The sequence below is a fragment of the Metallumcola ferriviriculae genome (assembly GCF_035573695.1).
In the GTDB taxonomy this organism is placed as follows: Bacteria; Bacillota; JADQBR01; order JADQBR01; family JADQBR01; genus Metallumcola; species Metallumcola ferriviriculae.
On the sequence record NZ_CP121694.1, the window covers coordinates 123194 to 137607 of the forward strand.

Consider the following 14414-nt stretch of genomic DNA (forward strand, 5'->3'; position numbering starts at 1 on the left):
TAATAATACAGACGAACCCACTCTCGCTACACTTGCCAAGGAATTTAGCTATCTTCCTCATCACCTTTGTCCGGGAGTTCGTCAAAATCGTCCTCATCAATGTCCGAATCGCCCTGGTCATCGTCTTCGTCCAGTTCGTCATCGCCTTCGTCCAGTTCCAAATCCGTATCGTCTTCCTCATCTTCTTTATCGCCTGCCACCGGGGTCAGTCCATCGTCAATCTCTTCATCTTCTTCACCCTTGACATCAATACCCAGTTCTTTAGCTGTCTCGCTAATATCTTCATCTTCTTCACGAATTTCTATTTCTTGTTCGCCCTCAGACAGTATTTTAACATCCAAACCCAGACTCTGAAGCTCTTTTATCAGCACCTTGAAAGATTCTGGCACCCCTGGTTCGGGAACATTTTCGCCCTTGACAATGGCCTCATATGTTTTAACCCGCCCTACCACGTCATCAGATTTCACAGTAAGGATTTCCTGAAGAGTATACGCTGCGCCATAGGCCTCCAAAGCCCAAACTTCCATTTCGCCGAAACGCTGACCACCGAACTGAGCTTTACCGCCCAGCGGCTGTTGAGTAACTAATGAATATGGACCAGTAGAACGCGCGTGAATCTTATCATCCACCAAGTGTGCCAGTTTCAACATATACATATATCCTACAGTAACTTCATTATCGAATTTTTCACCGCTGCGTCCATCAAATAGCCTGGTTTTTCCGTTTCGCTGCAAACCGGCCTCTTCCAACAGATCGAAAACATCTTCCTCGCTAGCCCCGTCAAACACCGGGGTAGCCATATGCATTCCCATCGCTGCAGCGGCCATGCCTAGATGACATTCCAGCACCTGCCCAACGTTCATCCTGGAAGGCACCCCTAGCGGGTTGAGTACTATTTCCAACGGTGTCCCATCTGGCATAAAAGGCATATCCTCTTCGGGAAGGATTCGGGAAATGACACCCTTGTTACCATGACGACCTGCCATTTTATCCCCCTCGGATATTTTCCGCTTCTGGGCGACATAGGCGCGCACCAGCTTATTTACGCCAGGCGCCAGTTCATCACCGTTTTCCCGGGAAAACACCTTGACATCCACAACTTTACCAGTTTCCCCATGGGGAACTCTCAAAGACGTATCCCTAACTTCCCGAGCTTTTTCACCGAAAATTGCTCGCAGCAACCTTTCCTCGGCGGTTAGTTCAGTCTCCCCTTTGGGAGTAACCTTACCGACCAAAATGTCACCGGGACGCACCTCGGCACCAACACGAATAATTCCACGGTCGTCTAAGTCCTTCAATACATCTTCGCCAACATTTGGGATGTCTCTTGTGATTTCTTCAGGGCCTAATTTAGTGTCCCGAGCATCCGCTTCATATTCTTCTATGTGAATTGATGTAAATACATCATCTTTAACTAATTTTTCGCTAATCAGAATAGCGTCCTCATAGTTATAACCTTCCCATGTCATAAAACCGATAAGAATATTTCGCCCCAAGGCCAATTCTCCTTGGTCGGTAGAAGCCCCATCCGCAATTACATCGCCCTTTTTCACACGGGCATTCTTCTTGACTATAGGCTTTTGATTAATACAAGTGCCCTGGTTAGACCGGGAAAATTTCTGGAGATTGTATGAATCAGTAGTACCTCCATCGGTACGAATAACTATTTTATCAGCGGTTACTTTTTCCGCAATACCATCATTCAGCGCCAATAAAACCACGCCAGAATCCCGGGCGGTTTTCCATTCCATACCTGTACCAACCAGCGGCGCGGCCGTTTTAAGCAGCGGCACTGCCTGCCGTTGCATGTTAGCCCCCATTAAAGCTCTGTTAGCATCGTCGTGCTCCAAAAATGGAATTAACGCCGTAGCCACACTGACCACCTGTTTAGGTGATACATCCATAAAATCCACTTTCTCAGCCGGTACCACAAGTATTTCACTACCGTGGCGTGCATTGACTTTACTGTGAATAAATTTACCGTCATCATCTAACGGCGCATTAGCCTGCGCCACTACATAGTTATCTTCTTCATCGGCCGTAAGATATTGGATCTCTTCAGTTACCGCGCCTAGTTCCTTATTCACTTTGCGATACGGAGTCTCAATAAAGCCAAACTCGTTAATCCTGGCATAGGTACTTAGTGATCCAATCAAGCCAATGTTAGGACCTTCCGGGGTTTCAATGGGACACATGCGCCCGTAATGGGAGTGGTGTACGTCACGAACCTCGAATCCAGCCCGTTCTCGGCTCAAACCACCGGGGCCTAATGCACTGAGACGCCGCTTATGTGTCAACTCAGCCAAAGGATTAGTCTGATCCATGAACTGCGATAGCTGACTACTGCCAAAGAATTCCTTGATAGCAGCCACAACCGGACGAATGTTTATCAGCACCTGAGGGGTAATAACATCTACATCCTGAATGGTCATCCGTTCACGGACCACTCTCTCCATGCGAGATAGCCCTATGCGAAATTGGTTTTGTAAAAGCTCACCCACGGAACGCAACCTACGGTTCCCCAAGTGGTCGATGTCATCACGGCGCGCTTTTCCATCCATCAATTTCAGGAAATAGCGAATAGCTGCTATTATGTCATTACGGGTAATATGTTTTTCGGAACCTTTTAACGCTTCCGGAGGAAGTTCATTCTTTAATTTTTTATTCATTTTATAGCGCCCGACATTACCAAGATCATACCTTTTGGCATCAAAGAAAAGTGTTTCTAATAATGAGCGGGCACTGTCTACGGTGGGCGGCTCGCCCGGACGCAAACGCTTGTATATTTCAATCAACGCTTCATCTTCACTGTCAGTGTTGTCTTTTTCCAATGTCAGTTGAATACGCTCATCTTGCTGAAACAGTTCCAAAACTTTACTATTACTGCCCCAGCCCAAAGCGCGCACCAGAACCGTAGCGGGAAGCTTTCTAGTGCGATCCACCCTGACATAAATATAGTTATTGACATCGCTTTCGAATTCCAACCAAGCACCGCGGTTGGGAATCATTGTAGCACCAAAAAGTTTTATGCCGCTAGAGTCAATACTTTCTTTGTAGTAAACTCCGGGGGATCGAACCAGCTGACTGACAATAACCCTTTCAGCACCATTTATAATGAACGTTCCCTTGTCAGTCATGAGCGGGAAATCACCCATAAAGACTTCCTGTTCCTTCACCTCACCGGTTTCCTTATTAATCAACCTTACTTTCACGCGTAACGGTGCGGCGTACGTGACATCCCGTTCTTTACACTCTTCCACCTCGTATTTTGGATTACCCAGGTTATAATCGATAAATTCCAACACAAGGTTTCCCGTAAAGTCTTGGATAGGTGAGATGTCACGAAACATCTCTTTTAGACCCTCATTTAAAAACCACTCATAAGAATTCCTTTGAATCTCGATCAGGTTGGGCATATCCAAAACTTCTTCAATCTTGGCAAAGGTCCACCGTTCCCTGCTCCCTACCTTTACAGGATAGGCCATTAACACATCACCCCCGTTTAAATATGTAGCAAAACAGCAGCACAATTAATAAATATACCCTGCTGCTATAAATACAGTAAAAGTGCTAAAAGCAAGGTTCTAATATCAAACCTCGCTTCTTCAAAATTATGGCAACAAAACTCCACTTGTATAGGCTTTCCTGAAAATACGTGAAATATTCCATTATACATGTAAATTTTACCTTAAGAGATAGTATTTTTTAAGACTAAACGCCATTTTAATATGGTAGCATAAGCGGGGGTCACTGTCAAGAACAAAAATTTAGCCGACCCATTAGGATCGGCTAAATTGCTAAATCTACTTCATTTCTACGGAAGCGCCAGCTTCTTCAAGCTTGGACTTAACTGCTTCTGCATCTTCTTTACTAGCCTTTTCTTTAACTGCCTTGGGCGCTTCGTCAACAAGTGCTTTAGCTTCTTTCAAGCCAAGACCGGTGATCTCGCGAACAACCTTGATAACGTTGATTTTCTTATCGCCAGGGCCCGTAAGAATTACATCAAATTCTGTTTGTTCTTCTTGAGCTGCCTCAGCAGCAGGGGCAGCAGCAACTGCAGCCACCGGGGCGGCAGCGCTTACACCAAACTCTTCTTCAAAAGCCTTAACTAATTCAGCAAGTTCCAATACGGTCATTTCTTTTACGGAATCTAGAATTTCTTGTACTTTAGACATTTTATTTCCTCCTCTTAATTTATAAGTATTGGGCGGCTCTATGCCGTTTGTTCTTTTTCTTTACGAACAGCTTCCAGTACATAGGCCAGATTACGAATAGACCCTTGTAATACATTGGCCAATCCTGCCATGGGTGCCTGCATCCCTCGTACAACCTGGGCCAGCAATTCCTCGCGCGAAGGCAGGTCTGCCAGCGCTTTAACTTCCTCAACACCAATGACCTTGCCCTCTAAAATACCTGCCTTGATCTCCAGTTGTTTATGATCCTTAGCGAATTTAGAGAGCACCTTAGCCGGAGATACAGCATCTTCCACGCCAAAAGCGATCGCTGTAGGTCCTTCAAGGTAAGGATTCAATCCCCCCAGGCCTAAATCTTGGGCAGCAATTGTAACTAAAGTATTTTTCAATACTTTATATTCTACATTGGCCTCCCTCAGCTTGGCACGGAGTTCTGTCATTTCAGCCACATTCAATCCCCGGTAATCCGTAAGCACTGCACCCCGGACTTTATCCAGCTTTGCCTTAATTTCCTCAACAACTTGAACTTTCTGCTGACGTTGCTTGTTCAAGCATTACACCCCCCCTCAATTTGAGGTCTAGTTCAATATCCTACTTTAGAAATCACGCCAAAATTAAAATAGCCCCCGAGACATACGAGGGCAATAAAGCATAAAGGATAAACTCCCTTATCATTTTATTAACCTCGGTAGGCGGAAAATCATTATACCTTTCGGTACCTACTGTCTGCGGTCCAATATACTGTTTTAGTAATTAGCGTACCTATACTAACATATTGTAGCAGCAATCGTCAATTACTTAGCAACAGCTTTTTGTGGACTAACTTTAACTCCCGGGCCCATGGTGGCAGACACTGTAATACTGCGTAAGTATTGACCCTTAGTCGCAGCTGGACGAGCCTTTGCCAACACATCCAAAAAGGCCTTAAAATTTTCTTGAAGCTTTGCCGCATCGAAAGAAGCTTTGCCAATAGGAACATGTATGATACCGGCCTTATCAACACGGTATTCAATTTTACCAGCTTTAACTTCTCCGACTGCTTTTTCGATATCAAAAGTCACTGTACCGGACTTAGGGTTAGGCATCATACCCCGGGGTCCTAAAATTCTTCCTAGTTTACCCGCAACACCCATCATATCTGGAGTAGCAATTGCTACATCAAAATCCATCCAACCGCCTTGAATTTTTTCCGCAAGTTCCTCCGCTCCAACATAATCCGCACCGGCAGCTTCTGCTTCCTTGGCTTTTTCACCTTTGGCAAAAACCAGAACCCTCTTAGTCTTGCCGGTACCGTGAGGTAATACAACAGTACCGCGAACCTGTTGGTCCGCATGCCGCGGGTCCACACCCAATCTTACCGCTACATCTACAGTCTCGTCAAACTTTGCATTCGCAGTCTCTTTTACCAATTGCACCGCTTCTGCAGGTTCGTAAAGTTTGTTACGGTCAACTTTCTTTATTGCCTCTTGATATTTTTTACCAATCTTTGGCATTAATAAACCTCCTTAGTGGTTAACGGAATAATCCTCCCACGCAAATATACTGCCGCCAAGCGGCGGCTCAAAGGTATTCTTTCTAATTAAATAACCTCAATACCCATGCTGCGAGCAGTGCCTTCAATCATCCGCATGGCGGATTCTACGTTAGCTGCGTTAAGGTCCTGCATTTTCAATTCAGCAATTTCTTTCACCTGGTCCCGGGTAACCTTAGCCACTTTAATGCGGTTAGGTTCACCAGAAGCGCGTTCAATACCAGCAGCTTTTTTCAGTAATATTGCCGCCGGTGGTGTCTTGGTAATGAAAGAAAAAGAACGATCTTCGTATACAGTAATCTCTACTGGTATAATCAAACCTGTATCCTTAGCGGTTCTTTCATTAAATTCCTTACAAAATCCCATAATGTTTACCCCGTGTTGCCCCAATGCAGGACCAACCGGCGGGGCAGGATTGGCTTTACCGGCAGGTACCTGCAGCTTAATTAGGCCGATAACTTTCTTAGCCATTTGCTCCACCTCCTTAAAATTTTGTGGTAACAGGGAATTACCCTCCCACTGGAAAACCTAAACCCGCGTTACCTGAGAGAACTCAAGCTCTACGGGAGTTTCCCGTCCAAACATAGACACCATTACTTTTAATTTTCCCTTATCGGGATAAACTTCTTCAACAGCACCAATGAAATTTTCAAAAGGACCGTTGATGACACGTACACTTTGACCAACCTCAAATTCGACTTTGGCCTTAGGAGATTCCATTCCCATATGACGCAGAATTGATTTTACTTCCGGTTCTCTTAAAGGAATGGGCTTTGCACCGGTACCCACAAAGCCAGTTACTCCGGGGGTATTTCGGACAACATACCAGGAATCATCCGTTAAAACCATTTCTACCAGCACATACCCAGGATAAACCTTACGCTTAGAAATAGTCTTTTTGCCGTCTTTCACCTGGACTTCATCTTCCATAGGTACCAAAACCCGAAAGATCTTGTCGCCCATGTTCATGGATTCCAGACGTTTCTCTAGATTAGCCTTCACCTTATTTTCATAGCCTGAATAAGTGTGAATAACATACCACTGCTTTTCCATAACACCCAAGGAACCCGTGATAGGCTCCTCACCCCCGTTCCTCACAATTTACAGAATGAAATCCAACAAGAAACTTAATATGGAGTCAGCCACCCAAATTAATGCTGCTACCATCAATGTCGCCGCAAGCACTACCCCTGTATAGGTAACAAGCTGCTTACGATTGGGCCAGTGCACTTTTTTCAGCTCGGACCAAACTCCGCGGAAAAACTTGCCTGTCTTCTCTACAAATGACTTGTTTTCCTTAGTCTTATTAGCCACAGCTTTAGCAGCCATTCTACTCACTTCCTTAAATAAAAGGTTTAACCAAAATAAACAGTTACTTTGTTTCCTTGTGTATCGTATGAGTCTTGCAATAAGGGCAATACTTCTTTAACTCTTTGCGGTCCGGATTCGTGCGCTTGTTTTTCGAAGTTATATAATTCCGCTGCTTGCAATCAGTACAAGCTAAGATTATGCTCACCCGCACTTGTTACACCCCCTGTATATTTAAACGCTCTTGATGAATGCCCGCCCGAATTACGCAAGCACAACCTTCAACACTATTACTTCACGGCACATTAATTTCACCGGGCATTCTGCCTACAAATTCAGTACCCTAATAATTTATCACATTTACCGTTTTAGTGTCAACTTTTAAAAATTGTCCGAAATTTTTTGTACTCTTTAATAGCTTTCTCATTTGTAGGTGCTTTTAAACCCCTTACGCATTCTATTGATTACTTGATCAGGCATGAACAAAAGCATTTCATGCCTTTCGGCACTTAAAGGTAATGCTTTTGCACCCAAGGGCATTAAGATCGACTAGGCAACAAGTTGCCAAGTCTCTCTATATTCTTACCCAGGGAACCCCTGGGTGCTACGCACCCGGCCGCCTCACCGACTCGGCGGCGCTCGTACCTTGGCGTCACTTATCCGTGACGCCACTCGCCCTAGGTCGCTTCGCTGTTGCAAAACTCTTAGCAACTTGTTGCTGTAGAGTTTTGGCATGCCCCTTGCGGGTAGACCCTCCTGCATTTAACATAAGGGGGCAAGCCCCCTTAACAACCCCCATGCATAGGAAATTATCCACAACCCATAATTTCCTATGCATTAAAAAAGCAGGACCTGCTTAGTCCCGCTTTTTTCAGTAATACTACTCTGAAATTGCGCTTACAACTCCGGCACCAACAGTGCGTCCGCCTTCGCGGATAGCGAAGCGCAGTCCCTCTTCAATAGCGATGGGGATAATTAAGTCTATTTCCATCTTGATGTTATCCCCGGGCATTACCATCTCTACACCTTCGGGTAGTTCTACGATGCCGGTCACGTCTGTGGTCCGGAAGTAAAACTGGGGACGGTAGCCCTTAAAGAATGGTGTATGGCGGCCACCCTCTTCTTTGGTTAATACATATATCTCTGCGGAAAACTTGGTGTGTGGCTTAATGGAACCGGGCTTGGCCAATACCTGACCACGCTCAATCTCTTTCCGGTCCACACCTCTCAGCAGGGTACCAATATTGTCTCCTGCTTCCGCCTGGTCCATCAGCTTGCGGAACATTTCTACGCCGGTTACTATAGTCTTTCTGGTCGCTTCTTGTAAACCAACGATTTCTATCTCGTCGCCTACTTTGACAATACCGCGCTCTACTCTGCCGGTTGCCACTGTGCCACGGCCGGTAATACTGAATACGTCCTCTACCGGCATCAGAAATGGCTTATCTGTATCCCGTACTGGCGTAGGTATATATTCGTCAACTGCTGCCATCAGATCGTGAATCTTACCACACCATTCGCAGTCTTTTTCACCGCAGCCGCATTCCAATGCCTTTAGTGCAGATCCGGATACTATGGGAATGTCGTCACCGGGGAACTCATATTCACTTAGAAGCTCTCTTACTTCCATTTCTACAAGTTCCATTAATTCTTCGTCATCTACCATGTCCGCTTTATTTAGGAATACTACGATATAAGGTACGCCTACCTGACGCGCCAACAAAATGTGCTCACGTGTCTGGGGCATCGGACCGTCTGCTGCGCTTACTACCAAAATAGCTCCGTCCATTTGAGCTGCTCCGGTGATCATGTTTTTCACATAGTCTGCGTGGCCGGGGCAGTCAACGTGTGCATAGTGCCGATTGTCAGTCTCATATTCTACGTGGGCTGTGGAAATGGTGATGCCACGCTCTTTCTCCTCTGGGGCGTTATCAATCTGGTCATATGCCGTAGCTACGGCACCGCCGCCCTTTGACAGGGTAAAAGTAATCGCTGCTGTCAGCGTAGTTTTGCCGTGGTCCACGTGACCAATTGTCCCTACGTTTACGTGCGGTTTTGTTCTCTCAAACTTTTGCTTAGCCATAAAAATTCCCTCCTAATATGTAACTTCCTTCGAGGAGCAACAGCGCCCCCGTATACCCTATAGTTTTTTTCTATAAAAAGCCACCTATTCCTGCTAATAATATTTGGAAAATTTAAGTTTGTACATTCAGTTTTATTTTATATTATTTTATATTTACTGTCAAATAATACCTAACCGGCAAAGGACGTTTTTCAGGTGCTTTGACTATCGTCTCAAGCTATCAATAGCTTCTATTCTCCCCCCAACTGCCGGGTGGCTGTAGGAGAACCATTCTACAAAACCTGGCGGGTCAATATCTGCCATATCTTTTGCTGCTAAGTGCCTCAGCAGGGAGATTGAACCACTTGGGTTGGCGGTCAAACCAACCGCCATAGTGTCTGCCTCTGTTTCCATTCCCCGCGATAGTGCATTTTGAAAAGGATTTGCTAGAAATGAAACCAGCACTATAAACAACATTATTGCCGCTAATACCTCAGGTCCGAAGAATCTTTGAATGGTTAGTCCGGTTATGCCTAACCATAGATACAAAATAAACCACAATAAAAGAGTGCCCGCAAATGCGTAAAAAAGTCCCCGGCTGATGTGGCCAAGTTTCCAATGCGCCATTTCATGGGCAACTACCGCCTCTACCTCCTCCGGAGTATAGTCATTCAACAAATTATCATATAAGACAATCCTTTTAGTTTGACCCACTCCGGTGAAATATGCATTGGCCTTGGTGGTACGCTTACTTGCATCCATTATTAATACTTGGTTTATATCTACTCCGGCTCGTTCTGATATCTGTTCTACCATTGATAATACTTTAGCATCGGTGACCGGTCTGAATTGATTAAATATAGGCGCTATCAACACCGGCCATAAAAATGCCTGCACTAACATCCAAGCACCCATTAAGATGCTGATTATCAACCACCAATGACTAGGACTGCGCTGCATTACAGCAATCAAAACCGCAACCCCCGCTGTCGTAAGCACCAGCTCCAACCCGCTGCTAATCAAGTAGTCTTGCCACCAACTGCCCAGTGCCTGAGTAGAAAAACCCCATTGGTGTTGTAAGTAATACCCGCTATACATCTGAAACGGAAGAACTGCCGCTTTTAATAACAGCCACAACACTAAAAAAAATATTATCGCCGCAGCCAGACGACGCCCACCCGCCGCGTTCATCGCCCATCCAGCCAATTCAGACCCCTTGCCGCTAAATAATAACCACGATAATACGACCACCTGCACCGTAAAGGAAAGCACAAAGACCAACTGTCCGCTTTTCTGATACCGCCGCCCATTCATCACCTGCTCCAAAGAAAAATACTTAAATACGCTTGGTTCCACCTTGCCCGGAAATAAGGTGAAATACAGGTAAAGTACCATTGTTGCCCCACTGACCGCAATTAATGCTAACAATATCCCTTTTCCTTTCATATTTAATATCTCCCCCACCAATTCTAAAGTTTCCTAATTAATATACTATAATACCGGCAATTTAGAAGTATGCTCTTAGTTTCCGAGAATGAAAAGCTGCTAAAGACCGATCCAGCGTCACGTCATTCAACCCCATGAAGCTGATTTGCAGCTTAAAACGAAAAAATTCCAAACCCCGCAAGGCCTGGAATACTAATGTTTTTTCTGGAGCCCATATCCGGGGTTGAACCGGAGACCTCCGCCTTACCAAGGCGACGCTCTACCTCCTGAGCTATATGGGCCTAAAAAAATGGTTGCGGGGATAGGATTCGAACCTATGACCTCCGGGTTATGAGCCCGACGAGCTGCCAACTGCTCCACCCCGCATTAGGATAAGTGAGAGGTGGAATCTGTCCACCTCTCGGTATCATTCAATTTTGGTGGAGAGGACTGGATTCGAACCAGTGAAGGCTGAGCCAGCAGATTTACAGTCTGCCCCCTTTGGCCAACTCGGGAACCTCTCCATGTGTATTAAAGTGTGGAGCCGACGATGGGACTCGAACCCGCAACCTGCTGATTACAAGTCAGCTGCTCTACCAATTGAGCTACGTCGGCTCGACGGCGACAAGGAGTATTATAGCATTTTAAAAATAGGCCGTCAACATATTACTGCTGAAAAATTATGGTAGTTTAAAAAAACATCCCGAACAGGCCCTTATTAATTGCTATCTCGCTTTTCCAGATATCTTTCTAACTTGCGTTTAACCCGTTGCAAGGCATTATCAATGGACTTGACATGTCTTTTTAATTCCATGGCAATTTCCTGATAAGACTTGCCTTCCAAATATGCCATAAGAACTTTCCATTCCAATGAACTTAAAATTTCTCCCATCTTTTCTTCGATGTCATCAAACTCTTCACGGCTGACTATCAATTCTTCAGGATCCGTAATTTTAGAGCCCGAAATCACATCCAGCAAGGTGCGGTCAGAATCTTCATCATAGATGGGTTTATTTAGGGATACATAGGAATTAAGCGGAATATGCTTTTGGCGTGTAGCTGTTTTGATGGCAGTAATAATCTGCCGGGTAATACAAAGTTCAGCAAAAGCTCTGAAGGAAGATAACTTATCACAGCGGAAATCACGTATAGCTTTATATAAGCCAATCATGCCTTCCTGGATAATGTCTTCCCGGTCCGCGCCGATAAGAAAGTAAGACCTTGCCTTTGCGCGGACAAAATTCTTGTACTTATTGATTAGGTATTCTTGAGCTACATCATCCCCGTCCTTAGCTAAGGTTACAATGTCTTCGTCAACCATTACTTCATAAGTTTGGTACGTTTCTTTCGGGGCGTTAATGCTCATGACATCGCCTCCATTTTTTAATTTTCAGAAGGCATATAAAATGCCTTTTTAATCAAATGGAGCATAACAAAAATGCTAGGTTGTCCAGCACATAAGTAATTATACATAAAATATCCCTCTAAATCAAGCTAAGTTTACAGGCTGCGCCAAATCTGGAATATCCTCATCCCTATTTGCCTCGCCGCCATTTTTCCAGTGTTTTCCTCACATTTTCAGCTAATCTCAAGTCCAACGCAGCTTTATCGTTTTTTTTATTAATGAAATACTTTTGGCTGTTCTGTTTTGCATGAGTTACTTTCCGCAGTAAGTCACGAGCAGATAACCGCATTGCCCCACGCTGCATAACCAGCCTTTGTTCCGCCCAATCCGATGTTGCCACCGCAATAGCCATTTCCCCGGGTAATTGATCAACCAGTTTTTCAATAATCATATCAGCAGTTTCCCCTTCACCACTGAAAATAACTTGGATTCCCGCCAGTGTTTCCCCGCGTTGGATACCACCCTTTACCAAGTGCGCGTCAAAAACCACCACAATTTCTATACCGGTAAATCCCCGATAGTCACTGAGTATTTGCAGCAATTTGTCCCTGGCGTGGGCATAACTGGTATTCTTGAGCGCAATTAATTCCGGCCAGGCGCTGATAACATTGTAGCCATCTACGATTAAAATGTCTTCCATTACATCACCTATCCGTCCAATCGCTGGCGTAATGCCTCAAAAATTACCACTGCAGCCGCGCTGGCAGCGTTTAAAGAATTTAACTTACCCATCAGTGGGATACTCACCAAAAAATCACACTTTTCCTTAACCAAACGACTGAGTCCCTTACCTTCGCTGCCTATTGCCAGCACCAACGGCATGCGCATGTCTGTCTGATAGATACTCTGTGCCGCACCCGCTTGTGCACCCATCACCCAGAATCCTTGGTCTTTAAGCTGGTCTATAGTACGGGCTAAATTGGTTACAGCAACCACCGGAACGTGCTCAACAGCACCAGCAGCTACCTTTAATACCGCGGGTGTCATGCCCACGGCACGGCGATTGGGAATAATTAACGCCTTAACTCCCGCGGCCTCTGCCGTACGTAAAATCGCGCCAAAATTTTGTGGATCCTGCAGGTGGTCCAATAACAAAAAAATGGGGTCTTCCTCAGCATTAATTGACCCCATTACCTCCTCAATAGCTGCATATGCTACGGGTTTGGCAAAAGCAATGATACCTTGATGACCCCCGGTAACCGCTAATTGCTGAATTTCCTTTTTATCCAGCCATTTAACGGGAATACTCGCCCGGGCGCACAATTCAGCTATTTCTGATATGACCTGCCCTTTACTCCCTTTAGCAATGCAAAGCTTTTCCATTTCCCGGTTGGCCTTTAATGCTTCTACCACCGGATTGCGTCCTTCGATTTGATCCAAGATACATCCCACCTAACCTCGTGTAACTACATTTTTTATCCTGCCGCAGGACATAGCACCTTCATAGCAAACTCCCTGAGAGACACATGCGGCCCCTGCCTTTTGAAAAATTACCGGGGCAACCTGACGGACTTGACTCAACATTTCGTCTGCCAATTGCCGTATTTCCCACTGCGCTCTGCGGCAACAGCGGTGTTGAAAGAAATTAAGCAGACTGCGCGCATTAAAAGTGGCTACAAATTTAGTTTCACAAGCAGACGGCAGAATATACCTCGCGTCTTCTTTTGCAACAATTTTCGCTAACTCCGCATAAGCATCAGCAATAACACTCATTTGTTCACGATATAATACCAGCGCCTGTTCATTTTCTTTAATCGCAGGGGGAACTATGTATTGAAAATCTTGCTCACTAACATAGCGTTGGGACTTCTGAGAATATGAGGCAATACGATGTCTGACCATTTGATGACTGAGTACCCTGCTTACACCTTCGATGGCAAAAGTAAATGAAATGTGCTCCAGAGGGGATAAATGGCCCATGGATATCAATTTGCTCAAAAACTCCTGGGTTCGCCCATCATCCATATCTTCTAATAATTTATCAGCCCCTATTGGAGAGTAGCATAATCTAGCTGCAGCAGCTACCTTCTTTTCGGGTTGGTCGGTGTAGCTTAATAGCGATACTTTCATATTCTAGCCCCCATTCTTCCTGTTTGTATCCAGCTCTTCTAAAAATGATAACAACTCCTCCACCCGCTTCTCCTCGCCGCAAAGATGAAGAAAACCAATCAGACACTCTAAACCCGTACTGTGGCGGTATGTGGCAACATCGGTATACTTGGGAACACTACCTGTTTTCACATTTCTGCCTCTTCGGGCAACGGCTCTCTCATCCGGCGTAAGACGGTCTACTAAAAAATGAAACAGTTCTGCCTGGGCAGATGCATTTACCAGACCCACTACTCGTTTGTGCAGGGCATTTATACGTGCAGGTTTTTGCAGAACTATTTTACGCCGGACATATATTTCATAAACGGCATCGCCTATATATGCCAGCGCTGCCGGCGACATCTGGGAAACTTCCTGACGAGAAAGGGGTGTCCATCCCAT

15 protein-coding genes, 4 tRNA genes and 1 other annotated feature are annotated in these 14414 nt (G+C 45.2%); all 19 genes read right to left on the bottom strand.

The features are described from left to right. Positions 1-44: 44 nt before the first annotated feature. Complete coding sequence (gene rpoB / locus MFMK1_RS00655) at positions 45-3485, bottom strand: DNA-directed RNA polymerase subunit beta (RefSeq protein ID WP_366923271.1); 3441 nt, start codon at positions 3483-3485, stop codon at positions 45-47. Positions 3486-3803: 318 nt separating this feature from the next. Further along, a complete protein-coding gene (rplL, locus tag MFMK1_RS00660; RefSeq protein ID WP_366923272.1) occupies positions 3804-4175 on the bottom strand; it encodes a 50S ribosomal protein L7/L12 in 372 nt (123 codons plus the stop codon). A gap of 38 nt (positions 4176-4213) precedes the next feature. Continuing rightward, entirely contained in the window at positions 4214-4744 is a 531-nt protein-coding gene (rplJ, locus tag MFMK1_RS00665; RefSeq protein ID WP_366923273.1) for a 50S ribosomal protein L10, read from the bottom strand. A gap of 54 nt (positions 4745-4798) precedes the next feature. Further along, positions 4799-4943: a sequence feature (ribosomal protein L10 leader region), on the bottom strand. Positions 4944-4987: 44 nt separating this feature from the next. After that, a complete protein-coding gene (rplA, locus tag MFMK1_RS00670; RefSeq protein ID WP_366923274.1) occupies positions 4988-5686 on the bottom strand; it encodes a 50S ribosomal protein L1 in 699 nt (232 codons plus the stop codon). A gap of 86 nt (positions 5687-5772) precedes the next feature. Beyond that, the gene (gene rplK / locus MFMK1_RS00675) at positions 5773-6195 is read right to left on the bottom strand and encodes a 50S ribosomal protein L11 (protein WP_366923275.1); all 423 of its coding nucleotides are present in this window, start codon (positions 6193-6195) and stop codon (positions 5773-5775) included. A 57-nt stretch (positions 6196-6252) separates the two neighbouring features. Next, a complete protein-coding gene (nusG, locus tag MFMK1_RS00680) occupies positions 6253-6777 on the bottom strand; it encodes a transcription termination/antitermination protein NusG (protein ID WP_366923276.1) in 525 nt (174 codons plus the stop codon). A 48-nt stretch (positions 6778-6825) separates the two neighbouring features. Further along, entirely contained in the window at positions 6826-7053 is a 228-nt protein-coding gene (gene secE / locus MFMK1_RS00685; protein WP_366923277.1) for a preprotein translocase subunit SecE, read from the bottom strand. Between the two features lie 43 nt (positions 7054-7096). Beyond that, positions 7097-7246 (bottom strand): 50S ribosomal protein L33, encoded by a 150-nt coding sequence (gene rpmG / locus MFMK1_RS00690; protein WP_366923278.1) that lies wholly within the window; start codon positions 7244-7246, stop codon positions 7097-7099. A 666-nt stretch (positions 7247-7912) separates the two neighbouring features. Beyond that, on the bottom strand, positions 7913-9115 hold the full coding sequence (tuf, locus tag MFMK1_RS00695; RefSeq protein ID WP_366923265.1) for an elongation factor Tu: 1203 nt from the start codon (positions 9113-9115) through the stop codon (positions 7913-7915). Between the two features lie 204 nt (positions 9116-9319). Next, a complete protein-coding gene (locus MFMK1_RS00700; protein ID WP_366923279.1) occupies positions 9320-10540 on the bottom strand; it encodes a M48 family metallopeptidase in 1221 nt (406 codons plus the stop codon). A 205-nt stretch (positions 10541-10745) separates the two neighbouring features. Next, a tRNA-Thr gene (locus MFMK1_RS00705) sits at positions 10746-10821 on the bottom strand. A gap of 9 nt (positions 10822-10830) precedes the next feature. Then, positions 10831-10906, bottom strand: a tRNA-Met gene (locus MFMK1_RS00710). A 51-nt stretch (positions 10907-10957) separates the two neighbouring features. Next, positions 10958-11043 (bottom strand) — tRNA-Tyr (locus tag MFMK1_RS00715). 15 nt (positions 11044-11058) lie between these two features. Next, positions 11059-11134 (bottom strand) — tRNA-Thr (locus MFMK1_RS00720). 103 nt (positions 11135-11237) lie between these two features. Beyond that, complete coding sequence (gene sigH / locus MFMK1_RS00725; protein ID WP_366923280.1) at positions 11238-11885, bottom strand: RNA polymerase sporulation sigma factor SigH; 648 nt, start codon at positions 11883-11885, stop codon at positions 11238-11240. A 169-nt stretch (positions 11886-12054) separates the two neighbouring features. Next, a complete protein-coding gene (locus tag MFMK1_RS00730) occupies positions 12055-12564 on the bottom strand; it encodes an NYN domain-containing protein (protein ID WP_366923281.1) in 510 nt (169 codons plus the stop codon). Positions 12565-12572: 8 nt separating this feature from the next. Continuing rightward, entirely contained in the window at positions 12573-13304 is a 732-nt protein-coding gene (gene rlmB / locus MFMK1_RS00735) for a 23S rRNA (guanosine(2251)-2'-O)-methyltransferase RlmB (protein ID WP_366923282.1), read from the bottom strand. Positions 13305-13316: 12 nt separating this feature from the next. Beyond that, on the bottom strand, positions 13317-13994 hold the full coding sequence (gene thyX / locus MFMK1_RS00740; protein WP_366923283.1) for an FAD-dependent thymidylate synthase: 678 nt from the start codon (positions 13992-13994) through the stop codon (positions 13317-13319). 3 nt (positions 13995-13997) lie between these two features. After that, positions 13998-14414, bottom strand: coding sequence for a Mini-ribonuclease 3 (locus MFMK1_RS00745; protein WP_366923284.1), 417 nt, complete (start codon positions 14412-14414; stop codon positions 13998-14000).